Origin of the sequence: Streptomyces sp. NPDC101181, from assembly GCF_044767975.1 — a bacterium.
In the GTDB taxonomy this organism is placed as follows: Bacteria; Actinomycetota; Actinomycetes; order Streptomycetales; family Streptomycetaceae; genus Streptomyces.
Window position 1 is genome coordinate 256,770 of sequence record NZ_JBIWOX010000006.1, and the last position, 20,626, is coordinate 277,395.

The window sequence follows — 20,626 nt, forward strand, 5'->3', positions numbered from 1 at the left end:
CACCCGGGGGCCGGTGGACGCCGGGCGTCCGGGGCGGCCCGGGGCCCTCATCGGTCCACCCGGACGGCGGCCCCGGACAGCTGGTCCCCCAGCAGGCGGATGTCCGCGTCCACCATGATCCGGGCCAGCTCCCGCGACCTGACCTCGGGCTTCCAGCCCAGCCGCTCCTCGGCCTTGGAGGCGTCGCCGATCAACGCGTCGACCTCGCTGGGCCGTTCGTACTTCGGGTCGTAGCGGACGTGCTCGGTCCAGTCGAGCCCCGCGTGCTCGAAGGCGAACTCCAGGAACTGCCGGACGCTGACGCCCTCGCCGGTGGCGACCACGTAGTCGTCGGGGGCGTCGCACTGGAGCATCCGCCACATGGCGTCCACGTACTCCGGGGCGTAGCCCCAGTCCCGGACCGCGTCCAGGTTGCCCAGGTGCAGCCGGTCCTGGAGCCCGGCCCTGATCCGGGCGACGCCCCGGGTGATCTTCCGGGTCACGAAGGTCTCGCCCCGGCGCGGCGACTCGTGGTTGAACAGGATCCCGTTCACCGCGAACATGCCATACGCCTCGCGGTAGTTGACCGTCGCCCAGTACGAGTAGACCTTCGCCACGCTGTACGGGCTGCGCGGGTGGAAGGGGGTCTTCTCGTTCTGCGGCGGCGGGCTGGCGCCGAACATCTCCGAGGACGAGGCCTGGTAGATCCGCGTCCGGACCCCGCTGGCCCGCACCGCCTCCAGGAGCCGGACGGTGCCGAGCCCGGTGACGTCACCGGTGTACAGCGGGGCGTCGAAGGAGACCCGCACATGGGACTGCGCGCCCAGGTTGTAGACCTCGTCGGGCTGGATGTCACGCAACAGGTTCACCAGCGCGACCCCGTCGGACAGGTCCGCGTGGTGCAGCACGAAGGAGCGCTCCGGTTCCTCGGGGCCCTGGTAGATGTGGTCGATGCGCTCGGTGTTGAAGCTTGAGGAGCGGCGTATCAGCCCGTGCACCGTGTATCCCTTGCCGAGCAACAACTCGGCGAGATACGAGCCGTCCTGGCCGGTCACCCCGGTGATGAGCGCGGTCTTCGCCACGGTTCCCCCTTCTCTGCGATCGCCTGCGCGGCGTATCGTCCACCGACATATCGGAATTCGAGCGTTCTGCGGCAAAACATCACCGCAGTCCCTTGCTGCTGGCACAATCCGAGCCATGACGAGCGAACTCCCCGTCCCTCCACGGGAATCCGACCGCCCCCTGCTACGCCCCGGCTCCCGCGTATTCGTCGCGGGACACCGGGGGCTGGTCGGTTCGGCGGTGGCCCGCCGCCTCGCCGACGACGGCCACCAGGTGCTCACCCGTGACCGTGACCTCCTCGACCTGCGCGACGCCGCGCGGACCGAGACGTATCTGCGGGAGATCCGTCCGGACGCGGTGGTGCTGGCCGCCGCCAAGGTCGGCGGGATCATGGCCAACAGCACCTACCCGGTGCAGTTCCTGGAGGACAACCTGCGCATCCAGCTGAGCGTGATCGCCGGTGCGCACGCCGCCGGGACACGACGGCTGCTCTTCCTCGGCTCCTCGTGCATCTACCCCCGGCTCGCGCCCCAGCCGATCCGTGAGGAGTCGCTGCTCACCGGTGAGCTGGAGCCCACCAACGAGGCGTACGCCCTGGCCAAGATCGCCGGAATCGTCCAGACCCAGTCCTACCGGCGGCAGTACGGCGTCTCCTACATCAGCGCCATGCCCACCAATCTCTACGGCCCCGGCGACAACTTCGACCTGGAGACCTCGCACGTCCTGCCCGCACTGATCCGCCGCTTCCACGAGGCGCAGCGGGACGGGGCGAGCGAGGTGACCCTGTGGGGTTCCGGCTCCCCGCGCCGCGAATTCCTCCACGTCGACGACCTCGCCGCCGCCTGCGTACGCCTGCTGGAGGCCTACGACGGCGACGAACCCGTCAACATCGGCTGCGGGGAGGACCTCACCATCCGCGAACTCGCCGAGATCATCGCAGAGGTGACGGGCTATCAGGGCAGGATCGGCTGGGACGTCTCGAAGCCCGACGGGACCCCGCGCAAGCTGCTCGACGTGACCCGCCTGACCTCCCTCGGCTTCACCCCGCGCATCCCGCTGCGCGACGGCATCGCCCGCACCTACGCCTGGTGGCTCGGTCAACTGCCGCCCTCGATCTGACCGTTCGTCGCCGCGCGCACCATGGCGCGCCGGGGCTCCTCGCATCCCTGCGCCCACCGCCCTCAGTACGCCCCGCGGCCGTCGGTGACGGCGCGCACCGTACGGGCGAGGAGCCCCATGTCCGTGGCCACCGACCAGTTGTCCACGTACCACAGGTCCAGCGAGACGGTCTCCTGCCAGGACAGGTCCGACCGCCCGCTGACCTGCCACAGCCCGGTCAGCCCCGGCTTCACGGCGAGCCTGCGGTGCTCCCGCTCGTCGTAGCGCGAGGCCTCCTCGGGCAGCGGCGGGCGCGGGCCCACCAGGGACATGTGCCCGAGCAGCACATTGAGCAGCTGGGGGAGTTCGTCGACGGACGTGCGCCGCAGCGCCCGGCCGATCCGGGTCACCCGGGGGTCGCCCCGGATCTTGAAGAGCGGGCCGTCGGCCTCGTTGGCCGCGGCGAGCCGCGCCTTGCGGTGCTCCGCGTCCGCCACCATCGTGCGGAACTTCCACATGGTGAAGGGCCGGTTGTGCCGCCCCTGCCTGATCTGCCGGTGGAAGACCGGGCCCGGTGAGGACAGCCGGACGCCCAGCGCCACGGCCAGGAACAACGGGGTCAGGAACACCAGCCCGAACAGCGCCCCCGCCCGGTCCAGCGCCGCCTTGGCGGCGGCCTGCGCGCCACCGCGCAGCGGCGGGGCGACGTGCAGCAGGGTCAGCCCGGCCACGGTGTCCGGCCGCACCCGCTCCGCCGCCACCCCGGAGAGCTCGGAGAGCACGCACAGGGCGACGCCCCGGTCGTGCAGCCCCCAGCCGACCCGGCGCAGGCGGTCACCCGTGAGCCGCGGCCCGGGAGCCACCAGCACCAGGTCCGCCTCGTGCGCGTACACCCCGCCGAGGACCGTGGTCACGTCGTCGTCCGCCGGGAGGGACGCGAGGCGCCCCGGGACGTGCACCCCGTCGTGGCGCAACGTCCCCGCACCCACCGGAATGGCGGCCACCAGCTGATAGCCGTGGTCCGTACGGGAGTTGAGCTGCTCGGCCGCCCGGTCCAGGCCCGCCGCCTCGCCGACCAGCAGCACCCTGCGGGTCCTCCGGGCCCGCCGTGCGGAGCGCGGCCACTGCCGCAGCCCCACCGCGGCGGTCGCGACCAGCAGCCCCGGCGCGACGGCCACGACGGCCGCGGCCGGGTCCACCGGGCTGCCCGCCGCCGTGTGCAGCACGGCCAGCACCCCGACGAGCAGCAGCCAGTCGCCGACGGCGCCCGCCGCGCCCCCCGGCGCGGTCCGCGGCGGCTCGGCGTAGCGGCCGCGCGCCCCGCGCAGTCCGGCCCACACCAGCCCCGCCAGGGTGGCGGTCACCAGCGGACGGGGCTGATCACCCGCCCGCAGCAGCAGCCAGGCGGGTCCGGTCAGGCCCACCAGGTCGGTCAGTGCGGCGAGCGCCGTGCCGTGCCCCGGCGTGCGGCGGTCGGTCGTCCGCCCCGCCGGGTCGCGCTGTGCCGTCGGGGCCCGCCACAGCTGCTCCAGGGCCGCCGTGCGACTCCGGGCGGCGGCGGTGCGGGGGCGTGGCGCGCCCCTGAGCCCCACCGGCCCGGATATGCCCGTCTCCGGTATTTCGACATGCCCCATGAACCCCCCAGTCACAGTCGCACCCCTACAAACGGGACGCATCCGTCGATCCAGTGGACAGACGGATGCGCCCTCGCTCGGTGCACGATATCCACACACGTGGCATTTCGCTGGAGTTCCCGTGAAGTTCAGACGGTCTGCTTTCCGGGCCCTTGATCCGCGGGAACCGTCCGATACTCCGGAAGCAGTAAGGAAGCTGACGGTGCGTCGGGCACGCAGGCGCCCCGCCGGTCCGCGCGCGCCCGGCGGGGTCGGAGGCGTTCACTCCGGTGCGTACCCCGGCGCAGGTGCGAACCCCCTGGCCGGAGGTGTTCCCGGCCAGGGGGTTCGCTACCCCCGACGCCTCCGGAGTGGCGGGAAGATGCGGTTCGGGGTCAGAGCGCGCCGGTCGCGCGCCTCCTCGCGCGCCGGTGGACCAGCAGTCCTGCCCCCACCAGGCCCGCCGCCGCGAGAGTCGCGGACATCACAGTGACACCCGTCGCGGCCAGGCTGCCTCCGCCGGAGGCGGCCGACGTACCGCCCCCGCCGACCGTGCCGCCCCCGACCGTGCCGCCGGAGCCGGAGCCGCCCGTCGTGCCGCCGGTGGTGGACCCGCCCGCGTCTGCGCCGCCGGACTGCGTACCGCCGTCGCCGCCACTCGTGCTGCCAGAGCCTGACGTGCTGTCACCACCCGTGCCGGTGGCGCCTCCAGAGGTGTCGCCGGTGCTCCCGCCGGTGTCCCCGCCGCCCGCGTCCCCGCCTCCGGTGGCCGCGGCGACGGTGAGCGTCACGGGGGCGGTACGCGTGGTGCCCGCGTCGTTGCGGAACTCGGCGCGGTAGCGATGGCCGTCCTGGGCGGTCCTGGCCGTGAACGTGAACACCGGCTCCGCCGCGCCCTCGACGTCCTGCCAGGTCCGCGCGCCGTCCGTACTGACCTGCCAGCGGACCGAGGGCTCCGGGGCGCCCTCCGCGCGGGCGGTGAGCGACACCTCCTCCCCGTCACGGGCCGCGCGGTCGGCGGGTGCCTGGGTCACCAGGGGCGAGACCTGCCGGACCAGTTTGGTGATCTTCCCCTCGGCGGGGCTGGTCACGTAGACCGTCGCGCCGCCCGGGGCGACGGCGAGCGCGGCCGCGCCGAGCTGGCTCTGGTTGCCGGGCAGCGACAGCTCCTGCGCGGCCACGGTGTGCTCCGCGCTGTCGTACACGCTCAGTGTGCCGTTGTTGTCGTTGGCCGGGTCGGAGAGGTCCCCGCCGTCCTGCCAGACGACGAAGGCCCGCCCGCTCTCCGCGTCGAAGGCGGCGTCCCGGGCCAGATCCTTGCCGACGAGCGTCTTCACCAGGGCGCCCGAGGCGTCGAGGACCAGCACCGACCGGTCGAGACCGACCCAGACCGCGCCGGTGGCCGGGTCGGTCTCGGTGAACCCGGCGACGCCGTTCGCGCCGGGGAGGTCGAAGGAGCCGGTGACGGTGAAGGACGCGAGGTCGACCCGGTGCAGCTTCCCGGCCGTGAAGTCGCTGAACCACAGGGTCCCGCGCGCGGGGTCGGCGGCGAACTGGGTGCCGCCCGGCAGGGTGAGGGTCCGGGTGGCCGTGCCGGTCGTCCGCTCGATCTCGGAGAGCTTCGCGCCCTGGGCGACCAGGACCGTGTCCGGGGCCGTCCCGGGGGCGATGTCCGTGATGGTGGCCCCGGCGAGCCAGACGCCCGAGGCGGAGGTGTCGCCCGTCCTGGCGCTCCCGACGCCCCGCAGCGGGTAGGAGTAGACGACGCCGTCACCGGGCAGCGGGCCGGAGATCCGGGCCGCTGCCGAGGCGCGCGGCTCCCCGGTGGGGCCGGGGGCCCGGCTGATCCAGCTCTCGGCCTTCCCGTCGTCCGGATCCAGCACGTACAGTCCGCGCTCGTCGACGTCCGCCGTGTCGGGCAGGTTGTCGGCGCCGACGTACAGCTTCTTCGCGTCGGGGTGCAGCAGCAGGTCCAGCGGCTTGCCCGCCGAGGTGAAGTCCGCGGCCGCCCGGTAGGAGACGGTGCCGGGCGGCACGTCGACGCCCTCGCCCCCTCCGCCGGGCTCCTGGCCCGCGAAGGTGACGGGTATCCGCACGTCCTGCGTACGGTCGCCGCTGGAGCGGTGGTCGGCGCGGGTGACCACCGAGCAGGGCATCTCGGCGCAGTCCAGACCGTCGCCCTTCGCCTTGATCTCGATCTCCACGTCGAAGGCGCCGCCCGGCCCGAAGGCCTGGGCGAGGTCGCCCTCGTACGGGTCGCCCGGGGGCACGATCCACCGCGAGGTCCGGGAGCCGCCGCTCATGTCCGCGCCACCGAGGCAGGGGGAGGGGACCCGGTTCTCGCCGTTGTCCTTGCACAGGGCGACGTAGATGCCCGCGGTCAGGCCGTACCCCTCGCCGGTGACGCGGATCTTCTGGGCGGCCGGGTCGAGTCCGGTGGTGGCCGAGACGGTGAGCTTCTGCCCCTGCGGGCCGGTGGCGGTCCTCGGGGTGCCGGCGTCGGCGCTGACGGCCGTGCCCGCGGGGACCGCCGCGAGCAGCAGGGCGGCGACGGCGGCCCCGCCGGCCAGCCGCGCCGGTCTGCCGCGGCGGCCGTTCGGCGGGGCGTCCGGTGTGGGTGTCATGTGATTCCTCGTCAACAACGCGGGGAGCCCGGCCCCGGAGCGAACCTCCGGGGCCGGGCGCGATGGGCTGGGGTGTTACACGAAATCGATCGGGGCGTGGACGTCGTACTTGCGGTCGTTGGTGTCGGTGTGGTCGGCGCGGGTCACGATGGCGCACTCGACGGTGTCGCCGCAGACGTTGCCGCCGCCCAGGTCGGCCTTGACGTGTATCCGGACGCTGAAGGTGCCGCCCGCGCCGAAGGCCGAGGTGTTGGGGAGGCCGCCGCCCTGGCTCGACACCCAGTGCGAGGCGCCGGTGGTGCCGGACTGGTCCTGGCCGCCGAGACACGGCGACGGCTTGTTGGCGCCCTGCGCCCCGTCCACCACGCACAGGCTCACGTAGACGCCCTGGCCGGTGTTGTAACCGCTGCCGCTGACCGTGATGTTGGCGCCCGCGGCGGCCGCGGTGTCGGGGGCGGTGAGCGACAGGTTGTAGGTGGTGCCCCCGTCGGTGATCGTGCGGGTGCCGGTCGCGGCGGCGGCCGGGGAGGCGAGGGTCACGGCCATCGCGGCGGCGGCGAAGGCGGCGACGCCCGCACGGGCGACGGTACGGGTGGAGGGGACAGCACTCATCTGATGAGCACCTTTCTCGGCATCGGTAACCAGAACCACGGACACCCAGTCGACTTAGGTAAGGCACACCTAAGTCGAACTCCTCTGCCTTGTCAACAAGCCGACGGGCAGGCCGGTATGACCGCTCCTCGGGCCGGATGGGGGCGGGTCGGCCGCGCCCGCCGGGGTCAGCGCACCCCGGCGGGCCGGAACTGCACGCTGACGCGGGGTCCGACGCCCCGCGCGGTCTTGGGGACCGCGTGCTCCCAGGAGCGCTGACAACTGCCGCCCATGACGATCAGATCGCCGTGCCCGAGCGGCCTGCGGACGGGGGCGGGACCCGGGCGGCGCGGACGCAGCGCGAGGTGGCGGGGTGCTCCGAGCGAGAGGATCGCGACCATGGTGTCCTCGGAGCTTCCCCGGCCCTGGGTGTCCCCGTGCCAGGCGACCCCGTCCCTGCCGTCGCGGTAGAGGCACAGTCCCGCCGTCGTGAACGGCTCACCCAGCTCGGCCGCGTAGTGGTCGCCCAGCTCGGCGCGGGCGGCCTCCAGGGCCGGATGGGGCAGCGGGTCGCGGCGGCCGAAGAAGGCCTGCAACCGGGGGACCGCCACCACGCGCTCGTACATGACGCGCTGCTCGGCCCGCCAGGCCACGTCGCGCACCAGCGTCTCGAACAGCGTGTCCGCGCCGTGGAGCCATTGCGGCAGCACGTCGATCCAGGCCCCGTGGCCCAGATCGGTCCTCCGCAGCCCGCTCAGGGAGCGGGTGCCGACCTCGGTCTCCTGGTCGAAAAGCGAACTTTGCAGGTGTACGGCCATGAAGGCAGCGTAGCGCCATTCGATTGTGTGTGCGAATAGTGGCCCGGGGGCGGCGCGAGCGGGAGGCCGGCCGGGCCCCCGGGAGGATCGGGCGTCACTTCACGCTGCCCGCGGTGAGCCCGGACCGCCAGAAGCGCTGGAGCAGCAGGAAGGCCACCACGAGCGGGAGCAGGGCCAGCAGCGACCCGATCACCATCAGCGGGTAGTAGTCCGGGTTGATCGGGGCGGTGGAGTTCCAGCTGTACAGGCCGAGGCTCAGCGGATACAGCTCGGTGTCGTTGAGCATCACCAGCGGCAGGAAGAAGTTGTTCCAGATCGCGGTCAGCTGGAACAGGAAGATCGTCACGTACCCGGGGGCCAGCATCCGCAGCCCCACCGAGAAGAAGCTGCGCAGCTCGTTCGCCCCGTCGACCCGCGCCGCCTCCAGCACCTCGTCGGGAACGTAGGACGCGGAGAACATCCGCGCCAGATACACCCCGAACGGGTTGAACAGCAGCGGGATCAGCACCGACCACACCGTGTTCGCCAGCCCCAGGTCGGAGGCGAGCAGATACAGCGGCAGGGCGATCACGGTGGCCGGGACCATCACCGAGATCAGGATCAGCGCGAACAGCGGCCGCTTGCCGGTGAACTCGAACTTGTCGAAGACGTATCCGGCGGCCGTGCTGATCAGCGCCCCCACCGCCGCCCCGCCCACCGCGTACAGCAGGCTGTTGCGGTACCAGGTCAGATACGCGCCGTCGTCCTGCGCCAGCAGCGCCCGCACGTTGTCCACCAGCGCGAAGTTCGACAGGTCGAAGAAGTCGGACGCGAACAGCGCCTCGGAGTCCACCGTGGAGGCCAGCAGCAGCCACACCAGGGGGAGCAGCGCGTACAGCACGCTCAGTCCGACCACGGCGTTGACGACGATCCGGCCGTAGGGGCGGACGGAGGAGAGAGGGGCGGCGGGGGAGGTCATGAGCGTGCCTTCCGGGAGGCGGCGCGTCCGCCGCGGGCCGTGCCGCGGGTGACCGCGTAGGACAGGGCGCAGCACACGACCAGCAGCAGGACCGAGGCGGCCGAGGCCAGCCCGTAGTTGTTGCGGGTGAAGGCCGCGTCGAAGATGTACATGTTCGGCGTGTAGCGCGGACCGACCAGCGGGGTGGCCCGGCTCAGCAGCATCGGTTCGGTGAACAGCTGGAGCGCACCGATGGTGGTGAAGATGGCGACGGTGGTCAGCGTCCCCCGGATCAGCGGGACCTTGACGGTGAGCGCGGTGCGCACCGCGCCCGCCCCGTCGACCTGCGCGGCCTCGATGAGCTCGCGGGGGACGGCCCGCAGGGCGGCGAAGAAGATCACGGCGGTGTAGCCGAGGCCGCTCCACAGCGCGATGTTCACCAGCGACGGGATCAGCATCCGCAGCCCGAGGAAGTCGATGGTCACATCGCCCTTGGCCAGGACGTCCAGGACCGGCGAGATGCCCGGGGTGTAGAGGTAGAGCCAGATGACGGTGGCGATGATGCCGGGGACCGCGTGCGGTACGAACAGGGCGGTCTGGCTCAGCTGGCGGGCCCGGATCAGACCCGAGTCGAACAGCAGCGCCAGCAGGAGCGCCCCGGCCAGCACCAGCGGGATGAAGACGAGCGCGTACAGCAGGGTGGTGCCCACGCCCCGGACGAAGCTGGGGTCCGACAGCACGGCCAGATAGTTGCGCAGTCCCACGAAGGTGGTCCGGGCGTTGCCGAAGCCGAGGCCGCTGTGGGACTCGGCGTAGAAGCTGAGTCCGACCGCGTACAGCACCGGGATCAAAAAGACCCCGAACAGCAGCAGCGTGAACGGTCCCAGCAGGACCGCCACGGCCTGGCGGCGGGGACCCCGGGAGCGGGTCGCGGAGGAGGCCCGCCCGGTCGCGGCGCGCGTCCGCTCCGGTGCGACGGTGCTCGTGCTCATGTCTGCCTCACCTTCAGGCCCAGGCTGCGCATGTCGGGCAGGGTTTCGGCCTGCGCGGTGCGCAGGGCTTCGGTGATCCTCGTGCCGTAGGAGAGCCGCGCGAGGCCGTTGTGCAGGGAGGTCGCCGTCGCCTGCATCCGCGGGCCCCAGGTCCAGCCGGTGCGCAGCAGGCGGGCCTGGCCGGTGACCAGCGCGTAGAGGTCCTGGCCGTCGTAGAAGTCGGTCTTGAACTGCCGGGAGGCGGCCTCCACCTGGTTCCGCGAGGCGGGGAAGAGGCTGGAGCGGCCGCTGGAGAGCCGGGCGGCGATGGCCTCCGGCGTGGTGCACATCCACTCCAGGAACCGCATGGCGCGCTCCTTGCGGGGGCTGTCACGGGTGATGGCGTGCAGGGAGACGCCGTCGGTGCCGAGAACGGGCTGGGCCGGGTCCCACTGCGGGAGCGGCGCCACCCGCCAGCGCCCGGCCGTTCCGGGGACGGAGGAGGCGAGGGCGGCCAGTCCCCAGGGGCCGACGATGTGCCCGGCGACCTTGCCCCGGGCCAGGGCGGACAGCCACTCCTGGCTGCTGCCCGGGGCGACCAGCAGGACGTCGTCGTCGATCAGCCGCTGCCAGTAGTCCGCGACCCTGCGGGTGGGCTCGTCCAGGAAGTCGACCGCCCAGCTGTCGCCGTCGATGGCGAACCACTGACCGCCGCTCTGCATGGTGTGCCCGGCCAGCACGTTGTAGGCGTTGGGGTGGAAGGTGCCGAGGCTGATCCCGGACTGCCGCCTGAGCTGGCGGGCCGCCTCCTGGAACTCCTCCCAGGTGGTGGGGGTCTCGATGCGGTGCGACTCCAGGATGTCGGCGCGGTAGGCGAACAGCATCGGCCCGAGGTCGAGCGGGATGCCGTAGACCCGGCCGTCCAGCCGCCCGTTCGTCCAGGCCTGCGGGCCCAGTTGGGTGCGCAGGGCGGGGGTGACCAGGTCGGTGACGTCGGCGCAGACCCCGTCGATGGCGAACGAGGGGAGGTCGGCGTCGACGATGCTGACGATGTCGGGGGCGTTGCCCGCCCGGGAGGCGTTCGCCAGCTTGGCGTTGCCTCCCGCGAGCCCGGAGGTCATCGGCGAGAACTCCACGGGGTCCTCGGGGTGGGTGGCGTTCCACTCGGCGACCAGGGTGTCGGTGCCGCGCAGCGCGGACCAGAGGGTCAGCGGGCCGTCGGGGTCGCCCCCGCCGCCGGACCGCCGGGCGCAGCCGGTCGCCCCGGTCGCGGCCAGGGCGGCCATCGCCCCGGCGGCGAGGACACCGCGCCGGCCGGGCGTACGGCTAGTCATGACAGCCTCCTGGGCGCGGGGCGGGGGAGGGGAGGGACGGGCGGATCATGGTGAACCTCTTCCGGAAGGGGGCGGGGAAGCCGTGGTGTGCCGGGGAACGGCGGCGGCAGGGGGCGCGGGGCCAAGGGGCCGTGAGGCCGTGGGCTCGTGGGGTCGTGGGCTCGGTCACGGGGCTGTGGGGGCAGGGGACGGGCGGGTCAGGGCGCCGGGGGTGGCGGCGGTGGCCCGGCCAGGGCGTCCAGTACGCGGTGGAAGGCGTCCAGGGCGGTGTCCAGGGCGGGGACGTCCGGGTACCAGGCCCGCTCCCACTCCAGGGAGACCCAGCCCCGGTACTCCATGCGCCGCAGCTCGGCGAGGACGTCGGCCACCGGGAGGACGCCCTCCCCGGGCAGCACCGGGCGCAGGTCGGCCGGGGAGGCCACGTCCTTCAGCTGGACGTGCCGGACCCAGGGCCCGAGGACGGCGGCCGTGAGCGCGGGCGGCTCCCCGGCGCGCCACGGGTTGACCGCGTCCCAGACCGCGCCGACCGCCGGGGAGCCGACGGCCGCGAGCACCCCGGCGACCTCGGCGCCGGTGAGGAACTCGTCGTGGGTCTCCAGCAGCAGCGCGACCCCCGACCGGGCCGCGAGCGGGGCGGCTTCGGCGAGCCGGCGAACGGCCCGTTCGCGGCGGCCCTCGGGGCGCTCCGCACCGCCGCCGAAGACCCGGACGGCGGGCGCGCCGAGCCGCGCGGCCAGCCGCAGATGTCCGGCCAGCTCCTCCGCCACCCCCGGGCGGTCTGCGGCGACCTGGACGTAGGAGGCCAGGCACACCGGCTCAAGACCGGCCCGCGCGAGCCGCGCGGCGACCGCGTCGGCTTCGGCGTCGGACATCTGCGGATAGACCAACTGGCCTTCCGTGCAGCGCAGTTCGACCCCATCGCAGGGACCGGACCGCGCGAGGCTGATCACCTCGTCCAGGTCGGAGCCGGGGCAGCCGAGGGTGCTGAAGGCGCGGCCGTTCACACCAGCGCCCCGTCCGGGAGGAGTTCGACGCGGGTGGAGCCCGTGGCCGCCGAGCGGTAGACGGCCAGCGCGGCGGCGACCACGGACCGCCCGTAGGCCGCGTCCACGTACGGGGCGTCCAGATCCCCCCGGGCGGCCGCGACGAAACCGTCCAACTGGGCGCGCAACGCCACCTGCTGGCGGTCCTGGGCGGGCGGCATCAGCTGCTCGGAGCGGCCGTCGCGGAGCAGGTGGAGCCCCTCGGTGGCGGAGAGCCGCAGGGTGGCCCGGTCCAGGGCGATCTCGGTCTCGTCGAAGTACGGCGCGCCCCGGCTGGTGAGGGAGAGCGCGGCGCCGGTGCCGTCGGCCAGTTCCACCAGCGCGAGGGCGTCGGTCTCCACCTCCATGCCGTCCCGGCCCCGCACGGTCCCGCTGACCGTGCGGACCGGGGAGCCGGTCAGCCACTGGATGCGGTCGAGGCCGTGCGTCCCGACGTTCAGGACGATGCCGCCGCCGGCCAGTTCCCGGTCGAAGAACCACGGGGGCCGGGATCCCGGGTCGTAGTGCGCCGAGCGCCGGTGGGTGATCAGGACCGGGCGGCCCAGCTCGCCGGAGGCGATCATGCGCCGGGCCGTCCCGGCGAGCGGGTCGAAGTGGATGACGTGGGCGACGGCGAGGAGGGTCCCGGCGCGTCGGCAGGCCTCCGTCATCCGCGTGCAGTCCTCGACGGTGGTCGCCATGGGCTTCTCCACCAGCACGTGGAGCCCGGCTTCGGCGGCGTCGGCGACCATCGGCGCGTGCAGGAAATGCGGGGACGCCACGATGACCGCGTCCAGCCGGCCCGCCGCGAACATCGCCCGGTGGTCGGTGAACACCGGCACCCCGGGGGGCGCCAGGGACTGGGCCGCGTCCCGGCGGGTGTCGCAGACCGCGGCGATCGCGTACCCCGCCGCGTCCTTGGCCGCCGCGACGTGGGCGGCGCCGACGCTGCCCGCGCCGATGACGCCGATCCGGAACCGGCCCGGGGCCGGAGCACTGCTCATGTGTCTCTCCTGTCGATGGAACGCGAAGCGGAAAGGGTGAAGGGTGGGAGGGGACAAGAAGTGAGAAGGAGGGAAAGGAGTCTGATAGATCGAAGAATGCTGAGAAAAAGGGTGTGCGAAGGGACGCCACCGCCCGGTGCGGGCAGGCGGTGACGGTGGTGGCCGGGTGACGGCGGGCGGTGGGTTACGGACCCCCGGTCAGCGGGTGGCCGCCGCCCGCGCCGCACCGCACGAGGCGCGGACGACCAGCCTGGGCAGGATCTCCACCCGTCGGCAGAGCGCGCCGTCCCCTTCCGTCATCCGGCGCAGCAGCAGTTCGGCGGCGGTGGCGCCCACCTCCGACTTGGGCGGGGAGACCGCGGTCAGCGGGACGTCCCCGACCTCCGCGACCTCGTCGTCATAGGCGACGACCGCTAGGTCGCCGGGGACCGAGAGGCCCTGGCGGCGGGCCTCGACCACCAGCGCCGCCGCGTCCCGGTCGCCGTGGCAGAAGACGGCGGTGACGCCCTCGGCGGCGCAGGCACGGACGTAGGCGGCGATTCCCTCGGCGTCCCACAGGTCCCGCCGGGCCACGGCCGCCCCCACCGGGTCGAGGCCCAGCAGGGACACGGCGGCGTCGTACCCCTGCGCGACGAACGCGGAGGTGCCCGTGTGGTCCCGGCCCAGGTGCCCGACCCGCCGGTGCCCGAGTCCGCGCAGGTGCCGCAGGGCCAGGCAGACCCCGCCGTGGTGGTCGGTGCCGACGTAGGAGGTGGGGTCGTCCGGCGCCGGATCCGGGGGCCTGCGCTCCATCAGGACGTACGGGAGCGGGAGTTCCCGCAGCCCGTCCGCGTAACCCTGCGGATCGGCCATCATGTGCAGGTTCGGCGCCAGCAGCAGCCCCTGCACGCCGCTGTCCCGCATCCCCTGCAACTCGTCGCGCTCCACGGCCAGGTCGTACTTGGAGGAGGCGAGGACGACGCCGACCCCCGCGTCCCGGAGCACCCGTTGGACCCCGTCCACGACCCGCGGGTAGTAGTACGTCGTCGACGGCACCAGCACCCCGACCAGCCGCCGCCCGCCCGGCGTCACCGCCGGTCCGGCCGGCGCCGCGGCGGGCGAGACGAAGGTGCCCGCACCCTGGCGGCGCTGGATCACCCCCTCGGCGACCAGCACCCCGACCGCCCGGCGCACGGTGTTGATGCTGACCGACAGGGTGTCGGCCAGCTCCCGCTCGACGGGCAGCTGGGTGCCGGGCGCCCACAGGCCGTTCTCGACGTTCCGGCGGAGGCGCTCGGCGGCGTGCAGGTATTTGGGACCCGGAAGGAATGAATCCTTCTCTTCTGCCGACTTCATGACCGAGAGATTGCGCCAAACATTCTCTTGCGTCAACAGGTTGGCGGTGCTTTTCTGGCCACGGCGGTAAAAAGACGAAGAATTCATTCCCTTTAAAGGAATGAATATGTGGCACAGGAGAAACGATGAAGGCATTTCTGACCGGAGTCGCCGGACTCCAGGAGGAACTGGCCCGGCCCGGCCCCGGACTGGTGGACGAGGCCCGGACCTGGACCGGCGACGTACTCGTCCTGGGCGCCGGCGGCAAGACCGGCTCCGGCATCGCCGCCATGGCCCGCCGCGCGCTGACCGCCGCGGGCCGCACCGACAGCCGGGTGCTCGCGGTGTCCCGGTGGACGGACACCGAGGCCCGCGACCAGCTCGCGGCTTACGGCGTCGAGACGGTCACCGCCGACCTCTCCGACCCGGACGCCCTGGCCGCGCTGCCCGACGCCGGGGCGGTGATCCACCTGGTGGGCGCGAAGTTCGGCACCGCGGGCGCCCCCGAACAGGCCTGGATGACCAACACCGTCCTGCCGGACCACGTCGCCCGGCGCTGGCCCGCGGCCCGGATCGTCGCCCTGTCCACCGGCAACGTGTACGGCATGACCGCCCCGGTCACCGGCGGCTCCCTGGAGACCGACCCGCCCCGCCCCGAGGGCGACTACGCCCTCACCTGCCTCGGCCGCGAACGCGTCCTCACCCACGCCGCCGCCACCCGGGGCACCCCGGTCGCCCTGATCCGCCTCAACTACGCGGTCGAACCGCGCTACGGGGTCCTCGCCGACCTCGCCCGCACCCTCCTCGCCGGGCGCCCGGTCGCCCTGGACACCGGCGCGGTCAACGTCGTCTGGCAGCGCTACGCCAACGAGGTCGTCCTGCGCGCCATCGGCCACGCCACCGGCGGCGCCCCCTTCGTGCTGAACCTCACCGGACCCGAGACCGCGGGCGTCCGCACCCTGTCCCAGCGCCTCGCCGAACTGCTCGACGTCAAGGCAGAGTTCACCGGCGAACCGGCCGCCACCAGTCTCCTCAGCGACGCCACCGCCTGCCACGCCCTGTTCGGCTACCCGGACCGCACCCTTGGACAACTCGTCGAGATGCAGGCGGCCTGGCTGCGCGCGGGCGGCCAACTCTGGGACAAGCCAACCAAGTTCGAGCGCCGGGACGGGCGGTTCTGATGACCGGCACACCCCTCGCCCCGCCCCTGGCCGCCCTGCTGCGCCGCGGCACCGTCATCCCCGCCCACCCGCTGGCGCTCCACGCCGACCGCACCCTGGACGAGGAGCGGCAACGCGCCCTGACCCGCTACTACGCGGCGGCCGGTGCCGGAGGCGTCGCCGTCGGCGTCCACACCACCCAGTTCGCCGTCCGCGACCACGGACTGCTGCGGGACGTCCTGCGACTCGCGGCCGAGGAGGCCGAACAGGCCGCGCCCGACCGGCCGTTCCTACGGATCGCCGGAGTCTGCGGACCGGTGGACCAAGCCGTCCGCGAGGCCCGTATCGCCCGGGAACTGGGCTACCACGCCGTCCTGGTCTCCCCGGCCGGGCTGCCCGGAGCGGACCTGGACGCACTGCTGGACCGCAGCGCCGCCGTCGGCGAGATCCTGCCCGTGGTCGGCTTCTACCTCCAGGAGGCGGTCGGCGGACGCTACCTGCCCCGCTCCTACTGGCGGCGGCTGGCCGACCAGGAGTCCACCGTCGCCGTCAAGGCCGCCCCGTTCGACCGCTACCGCACCCTGGAACTCGTCCAGGGCACCGCCGAATCCGACCGGGGCGAGGAGGTCGCCCTCTACACCGGCAACGACGACGCCATCGTCACCGACCTCCTCACCCCGTACCACGTCACCGGCCCCCGCGGCCCCGCCGTCCGGCACTTCGTCGGCGGGCTCCTCGGCCACTGGGCGGTCTGGACCCGCTCCGCCGTACGGCTCCTCGCGGACGTGCACGCCGCACGCGACGGCGACCCCGCCGCCCGCGCCCGCGCCGAAGCCCGGCTCGCCGGGGACACCGACGCCAACGCGGCCGTCTACGACGTCCGCGGCGGCTTCGCCGGATGCATCGCCGGAGTCCACGAAGTGCTGCGCCGCCAGGGCCTGCTCACCGGCACCTGGTGCCTCGATCCCGCGGAAGGACTCTCCCCCGGCCAGGCCGAGGAGATCGCCCGCGTGCACACCGCCTACCCCTGGCTGCGAGAGGAGGACGCGTTCGTCAGCGGCCGACTGCCCCGCTGACCGCACCGGTGCCCCCCACCCACTCCCGCGGTCCGCCGCCGGACCGCCCACCGGAAGAAGAGGACGAATGAAGCTGACAGCACGCGGCACCCGCCGGACCCGACAGGCCGCGCACGCCCCGGCCCCCCGCCGGAGCCTCAGGACCAGGGCGCTGCTCCTGGTCGCCACCGCCACCGGCGTACTCGCCACCCTCACCCTGGCCCCCCAGGCCATGGCCGACCGCACCGACGAGGCCCGCACCCTGGCCTCCCTGCCGCCGAACGGCTTCGAGCGGCCCGCCGCCGGAGGCCCGTACACCCTCGACCAGTGGGCCCAGGACGGCTGGAACCTCGACCCGAAGTACACCCCGCAGGGCTGGCAGAACCGCACCCGCGTGGACACCAGCACCCCCGCCCACACCGGCTCCAAGTCCCTGCGCGTGCACTACCCCAAGGGCAAGATCGGCCCGCTCGACTCCGGCGCCCTGGCACCGTTCGCCCTCCCGAAGGCCCGGGAGTACTACCTGTCGTTCTGGGTGAAGTTCAGCAGCGACTTCAGCTGGGGCACCAGCCTCTACGCGGGCAAGGTCGGCCTCGGCCTCGCGGGCGGCAAGGCCTGCTCGGGCGGCCAGGCGTGCGACGGCACCAACGGCTTCACCTCCCGCCCCATCTGGGACAAGAGCAGCGGCAAGGCCGGGATCTACTACTACAGCATGAACCACGAGAGCCAGTACGGCGACGCCATCATCCTCCAGCGCAACGGGACGGACATCAACTGGCCCAAGAACCAGTGGGTCAACATCGTGCAGCGCCTGAAGGTCAACACCGTCTCCGGCTCGACCGTCAACCCCGACGGTGAGATCGAGGTCTTCTACAACGGCCAGTCGGCCGCCAAGAAGACCGGACTGCGGTTCGTCTCCAACGGCGACCAGATCGACAAGGCGTACTTCGCCAGCTTCGCCGGCGGCGGCACCCCCGAATTCGCCCCCACCACCGACGGCTACATCTGGGTCGACGACGTGAAGGTGTCCACCAACCGCTCGGACATCTGCGAACTCAACGGCTGCTGACCCGCCCGCACCCCGTGCCGGGAGGCCCACGCGGGCCTCCCGGCACCCTCCACACCACCCTCCCCGAGGAGCTTCGTGCCCGTCACGCCGTACCCCGCGCCCCGCGGCCTCCGGACCTTCCCCGGCGGCGCCCCCGCCGACGCCCCGGTGACCGCCACCCCCGACCCCGAACTGCCCGCCCAGGGCTACCGCCTCAGCACCGGCCCCGACGGCATCACGATCCGGCACCGGGACCCGGCCGGACTGCGCTACGCCCTCCAGACCCTGGACCAGCTCCGCGCCGACCCGGACTTCCCCGCCACCGGCTACGAGATCACCGACCACCCCGACTTCGAACGCCGCGGCTTCCTCCTCGACACCAGCCGCGACCGGGTACCCACCCGGCGCACCCTCGCCCGCTGGGTGGAACTCCTGGCCCTCGCCCGGTTCAACCAGTTCGAGCTGTACACCGAGCACACCTACGCCTTCCGCGACCACCAGGAGGTCTGGCAGAACGCCTCCCCGCTGACGGCCGATGACCTGCGCTGGCTCGACGCCCGCTGCGCCGCCGCCGGGATCGACCTGGTCGTCAACCAGAACACCTTCGGCCACATGGAGCGCTTCCTCGCCCACCCGGCGTACGCTCCCCGCGCCGAGAACCCGGACGGCTTCGAGCGCGGCGGCCTCCACCACCCGCCCAGCACCCTGGCCCCCACCCCGGAGAACGCCGAGTTCGCCCACCGGCTGCTCACCGAGATCACCGCCGGAGTGCGCACCCGGCGGCTCAACATCGGCGCCGACGAACCCTTCGAGCTGGGCACCGGACGGTCCCGGGAGCGGGCGGCCGCCGACGGGCTCGGCACGGTCTACTTCGACTACGTCACCGCCCTGCTCGGGCCCTGGCTGGACGCCGGGTACACCGTGGAGTTCTGGGCGGACGTCTTCGCCAACCACCCCGAACTGCTGGACCGGGTGCCGCCCGGTGCGATCCCGGTGATCTGGCAGTACGACAGCCCCCAGCACACCGCCGAGGCCGTCGCCGCCGACAACGGGGAGGCGGCCGCCTGGCAGCGCCGGGGCACCGACCTGACCCGCCTCGCCGACGGGTTCGCCGCCCACGGCAAACTGCTCGCCGGGGCGGGCCTGCCGTACTGGGTGGCCCCCGGAGCGGCCAACTGGAACGGACTCGTCGGCCGCCTCGACAACGCCGTGGAGAACATGGCGGACGCCGCACAGGCGGGCCTCGCCCACGGGGCGACCGGCTACCTCCTCACCTCCTGGGGCGACCACGGGGCGTGGGACCCGCCGTCCGTCGCCTTCGCCCCGGTGCTCTACGGGGGCGGCGCGGGCTGGTGCCTGGAGACCAACCGGGACCTCGACATCGCGGCCGCGCTCGACACCCACGTCCTGCTGGACGCGGCGGGACTCGCCGGAGCGGCCCTGGTCCGCCTCGGCGGGGTGTACCGGCTGTTCGGCGTCCCCATGCTGAACGGCTCCGCCGTGGCCCGCGCCCTGTTCGAGGACCCGTCCCTGCCGCTCCCCGCCCTGCCCGCGCCCGAGGCCCTGGACACCGTCGCCCGGTCCCTCGCCCGAAGCGCCCGCGACCTGCGGGACGCGGACCTCGCCGCCCCCGACGGCGACACGACCGTACGGGAGTTGCTGCACGCCACCGCCCTGGCCGAATTCGCGGTCGACGTGCTGCGGGCCCGCGCCGACACCGGGGGAGCGGCGGACACGATCCCCGCGGACACCGCCCGACGCCTGCTGCGCCGCCTGGACCCGCTGCTCGCCGAACAACGGGCGTGCTGGCTGCTGCGCTCGGGCCCCGGCGGCGTGGACGACAGCCTGGCCCGGATCGAGCCGCTGCGCCGCCAACTCCTGCGGGCGGCCGCCCGATGACCCGTACGACGACGGCGGCCGAGGTCCGGACATGGCTGGACACCCTGCACGGGGGCGCGGGGGCCGGGCCCACCGCCGAGGCCGGCCCGGTGGGCGGCGAGGGGCTGCGCGCCGGACCGCCCGACGCTCCCCCCGAGCCCCCGTCCGCCGACGGACTCCGCCACCGCGCGGAGCTGCTTGACCTCCCCGCCCCCGACCGGGACCGGGTCCTGGCCACCTTCCCGGACCCGGAGCGCGACCCGGAGCTGTGGCGGGCCCTTCGCCGCTGCCACCGCACGCTGTTCGCCCCGGACGTCTCCGCCGCGCCGACGGCCCCGGTGCCGACCGGCGCCGACTGGCCGGACGCCCCCGCCGCCCTCGGCGAGGCGGGCCGCTACTTCTACGTCCACCTGTGCCTGCTGGCCCTCCCGGCCGCGCTGGAACGACAACGGCGGCTCGGTGTCCCGCCCGAGGTCGTCGCCGCGACCTTCGCGGACGTCGGCGCGAAGCTGGTCACCTACCGGAAGGCGCACCGGACGGGCGGCTTCGACCGGCAGCGCTGGGTGGTCCGGCACTTCCGGGGCACGCTCTTCCGCCTGGGCCGCCTCCAGTTCGAACGCCTGACCCTCGACACCCGGGCCCTCGGCGGAGCACCCGGACCGGACGGGCCCGCCGACGGCGACCGGGTCCTCGGCGTGCACATCCCCGCGGACGGCCCGTTCACCCCGGAACGCTGCGAGGAGTCGCTGCGCGCCGCGCCCGGCTTCTTCGCCCGCCACTTCCCCCACGAGCCGGTCCGCCACGGCACCTGCTCCTCGTGGCTGCTGGACCGCCAACTGGCCAGCCACCTGCCGCCGGAGTCCAACATCGTCCGCTTCCAACAGCGGTTCACCCCCTTCGGGGCCCGGCCCGTCGGGGACGACGACATCCTGGAGTTCGTCTTCCACACCCCGCCCGGCACCGCCGACCTGGAGCGTCTGCCCCGGTCCACCACACTGCACCGGGCCGTCGTGGACCACCTGCGGTCCGGACACCACTGGCGCTCGGTCCACGGGTGGCTCCCCCTGCCGCCCGTGACACCGGGAGGCTGAAGCCGTCCACGGGACCGGCTCTCCCGG

General features: G+C 73.7%; 17 protein-coding genes. 6 read left to right on the plus strand and 11 right to left on the minus strand.

The window, feature by feature from the left end; genetic code table 11:
* Positions 1-47 precede the first annotated feature (47 nt).
* Positions 48-1,061 (minus strand): GDP-mannose 4,6-dehydratase, encoded by a 1,014-nt coding sequence (gene gmd, locus ACIRRU_RS12255; protein ID WP_403679046.1) that lies wholly within the window; start codon positions 1,059-1,061, stop codon positions 48-50.
* 115 nt (positions 1,062-1,176) lie between these two features.
* On the opposite strand from gmd, the gene ACIRRU_RS12260 reads away from it, so the two are divergent.
* Complete coding sequence (locus ACIRRU_RS12260) at positions 1,177-2,160, plus strand: GDP-L-fucose synthase family protein (RefSeq protein ID WP_403679048.1); 984 nt, start codon at positions 1,177-1,179, stop codon at positions 2,158-2,160.
* A 62-nt stretch (positions 2,161-2,222) separates the two neighbouring features.
* Here the strand turns inward: ACIRRU_RS12260 and ACIRRU_RS12265 are convergent, their stop codons facing one another.
* The 10 genes from ACIRRU_RS12265 to ACIRRU_RS12310 all read right to left on the minus strand — a co-directional run bounded on the left by ACIRRU_RS12265 (position 2,223) and on the right by ACIRRU_RS12310 (position 14,388).
* Positions 2,223-3,773, minus strand: a complete 1,551-nt coding sequence (locus ACIRRU_RS12265; protein ID WP_403679049.1) for a sugar transferase — start codon at positions 3,771-3,773, stop codon at positions 2,223-2,225.
* Between the two features lie 374 nt (positions 3,774-4,147).
* Complete coding sequence (locus ACIRRU_RS12270) at positions 4,148-6,376, minus strand: hypothetical protein (RefSeq protein ID WP_403679051.1); 2,229 nt, start codon at positions 6,374-6,376, stop codon at positions 4,148-4,150.
* 75 nt (positions 6,377-6,451) lie between these two features.
* Positions 6,452-6,988 carry a hypothetical protein gene (locus tag ACIRRU_RS12275; RefSeq protein WP_363201659.1) on the minus strand — a complete coding sequence of 179 codons (537 nt, stop codon included), beginning with the start codon at positions 6,986-6,988 and terminating at the stop codon, positions 6,452-6,454.
* 167 nt (positions 6,989-7,155) lie between these two features.
* On the minus strand, positions 7,156-7,785 hold the full coding sequence (locus ACIRRU_RS12280) for an alpha-ketoglutarate-dependent dioxygenase AlkB (RefSeq protein ID WP_403679053.1): 630 nt from the start codon (positions 7,783-7,785) through the stop codon (positions 7,156-7,158).
* A gap of 94 nt (positions 7,786-7,879) precedes the next feature.
* A complete protein-coding gene (locus tag ACIRRU_RS12285; protein ID WP_363201657.1) occupies positions 7,880-8,743 on the minus strand; it encodes a carbohydrate ABC transporter permease in 864 nt (287 codons plus the stop codon).
* Positions 8,740-9,714, minus strand: a complete 975-nt coding sequence (locus tag ACIRRU_RS12290; protein ID WP_403679055.1) for a carbohydrate ABC transporter permease — start codon at positions 9,712-9,714, stop codon at positions 8,740-8,742. The genes ACIRRU_RS12285 and ACIRRU_RS12290 overlap by 4 nt, the downstream gene beginning before the upstream one ends.
* Entirely contained in the window at positions 9,711-11,027 is a 1,317-nt protein-coding gene (locus ACIRRU_RS12295; protein ID WP_403679056.1) for an ABC transporter substrate-binding protein, read from the minus strand. Before ACIRRU_RS12295 ends, ACIRRU_RS12290 begins: the two co-directional genes overlap by 4 nt.
* Before the next feature lie 197 nt (positions 11,028-11,224).
* Positions 11,225-12,031, minus strand: a complete 807-nt coding sequence (locus tag ACIRRU_RS12300; protein WP_403679058.1) for a sugar phosphate isomerase/epimerase family protein — start codon at positions 12,029-12,031, stop codon at positions 11,225-11,227.
* Positions 12,028-13,053: a Gfo/Idh/MocA family protein gene (locus tag ACIRRU_RS12305; protein WP_403679060.1), complete on the minus strand. Its 1,026-nt coding sequence runs from the start codon at positions 13,051-13,053 to the stop codon at positions 12,028-12,030. Before ACIRRU_RS12305 ends, ACIRRU_RS12300 begins: the two co-directional genes overlap by 4 nt.
* A gap of 198 nt (positions 13,054-13,251) precedes the next feature.
* The gene (locus ACIRRU_RS12310) at positions 13,252-14,388 is read right to left on the minus strand and encodes a GntR family transcriptional regulator (protein ID WP_403679062.1); all 1,137 of its coding nucleotides are present in this window, start codon (positions 14,386-14,388) and stop codon (positions 13,252-13,254) included.
* Positions 14,389-14,513: 125 nt separating this feature from the next.
* Between ACIRRU_RS12310 and ACIRRU_RS12315 the strand changes: the two genes are divergently transcribed.
* The 5 genes from ACIRRU_RS12315 (at position 14,514) to ACIRRU_RS12335 (ending at position 20,599) form a co-directional block, all read left to right on the plus strand.
* Entirely contained in the window at positions 14,514-15,548 is a 1,035-nt protein-coding gene (locus ACIRRU_RS12315) for an NAD-dependent epimerase/dehydratase family protein (RefSeq protein WP_403679063.1), read from the plus strand.
* Entirely contained in the window at positions 15,548-16,603 is a 1,056-nt protein-coding gene (locus ACIRRU_RS12320) for a dihydrodipicolinate synthase family protein (RefSeq protein WP_403679065.1), read from the plus strand. Before ACIRRU_RS12315 ends, ACIRRU_RS12320 begins: the two co-directional genes overlap by 1 nt.
* A gap of 67 nt (positions 16,604-16,670) precedes the next feature.
* Positions 16,671-17,651, plus strand: a complete 981-nt coding sequence (locus ACIRRU_RS12325) for a polysaccharide lyase (protein ID WP_403679066.1) — start codon at positions 16,671-16,673, stop codon at positions 17,649-17,651.
* A 75-nt stretch (positions 17,652-17,726) separates the two neighbouring features.
* The gene (locus tag ACIRRU_RS12330) at positions 17,727-19,529 is read left to right on the plus strand and encodes a glycoside hydrolase family 20 zincin-like fold domain-containing protein (RefSeq protein ID WP_403679068.1); all 1,803 of its coding nucleotides are present in this window, start codon (positions 17,727-17,729) and stop codon (positions 19,527-19,529) included.
* Positions 19,526-20,599, plus strand: coding sequence for an acyltransferase domain-containing protein (locus tag ACIRRU_RS12335; protein WP_403679070.1), 1,074 nt, complete (start codon positions 19,526-19,528; stop codon positions 20,597-20,599). The genes ACIRRU_RS12330 and ACIRRU_RS12335 overlap by 4 nt, the downstream gene beginning before the upstream one ends.
* The last annotated feature ends 27 nt before the right edge of the window (positions 20,600-20,626 follow it).

Excerpts from the sequence above, each read along its gene's own strand:
- ACIRRU_RS12260 (WP_403679048.1), top strand. The coding sequence starts at position 1,177 with ATGACGAGCGAACTCCCCGTCCCTCCACGGGAATCCGACCGCCCCCTG.
- ACIRRU_RS12265 (WP_403679049.1), bottom strand. The coding sequence starts at position 3,773 with ATGGGGCATGTCGAAATACCGGAGACGGGCATATCCGGGCCGGTGGGG.
- ACIRRU_RS12270 (WP_403679051.1), bottom strand. The coding sequence starts at position 6,376 with ATGACACCCACACCGGACGCCCCGCCGAACGGCCGCCGCGGCAGACCG.
- ACIRRU_RS12275 (WP_363201659.1), bottom strand. The coding sequence starts at position 6,988 with ATGAGTGCTGTCCCCTCCACCCGTACCGTCGCCCGTGCGGGCGTCGCC.
- ACIRRU_RS12280 (WP_403679053.1), bottom strand. The coding sequence starts at position 7,785 with ATGGCCGTACACCTGCAAAGTTCGCTTTTCGACCAGGAGACCGAGGTC.
- ACIRRU_RS12285 (WP_363201657.1), bottom strand. The coding sequence starts at position 8,743 with ATGACCTCCCCCGCCGCCCCTCTCTCCTCCGTCCGCCCCTACGGCCGG.
- ACIRRU_RS12290 (WP_403679055.1), bottom strand. The coding sequence starts at position 9,714 with ATGAGCACGAGCACCGTCGCACCGGAGCGGACGCGCGCCGCGACCGGG.
- ACIRRU_RS12295 (WP_403679056.1), bottom strand. The coding sequence starts at position 11,027 with ATGACTAGCCGTACGCCCGGCCGGCGCGGTGTCCTCGCCGCCGGGGCG.
- ACIRRU_RS12305 (WP_403679060.1), bottom strand. The coding sequence starts at position 13,053 with ATGAGCAGTGCTCCGGCCCCGGGCCGGTTCCGGATCGGCGTCATCGGC.
- ACIRRU_RS12310 (WP_403679062.1), bottom strand. The coding sequence starts at position 14,388 with ATGAAGTCGGCAGAAGAGAAGGATTCATTCCTTCCGGGTCCCAAATAC.
- ACIRRU_RS12315 (WP_403679063.1), top strand. The coding sequence starts at position 14,514 with ATGAAGGCATTTCTGACCGGAGTCGCCGGACTCCAGGAGGAACTGGCC.
- ACIRRU_RS12320 (WP_403679065.1), top strand. The coding sequence starts at position 15,548 with ATGACCGGCACACCCCTCGCCCCGCCCCTGGCCGCCCTGCTGCGCCGC.
- ACIRRU_RS12325 (WP_403679066.1), top strand. The coding sequence starts at position 16,671 with ATGAAGCTGACAGCACGCGGCACCCGCCGGACCCGACAGGCCGCGCAC.
- ACIRRU_RS12335 (WP_403679070.1), top strand. The coding sequence starts at position 19,526 with ATGACCCGTACGACGACGGCGGCCGAGGTCCGGACATGGCTGGACACC.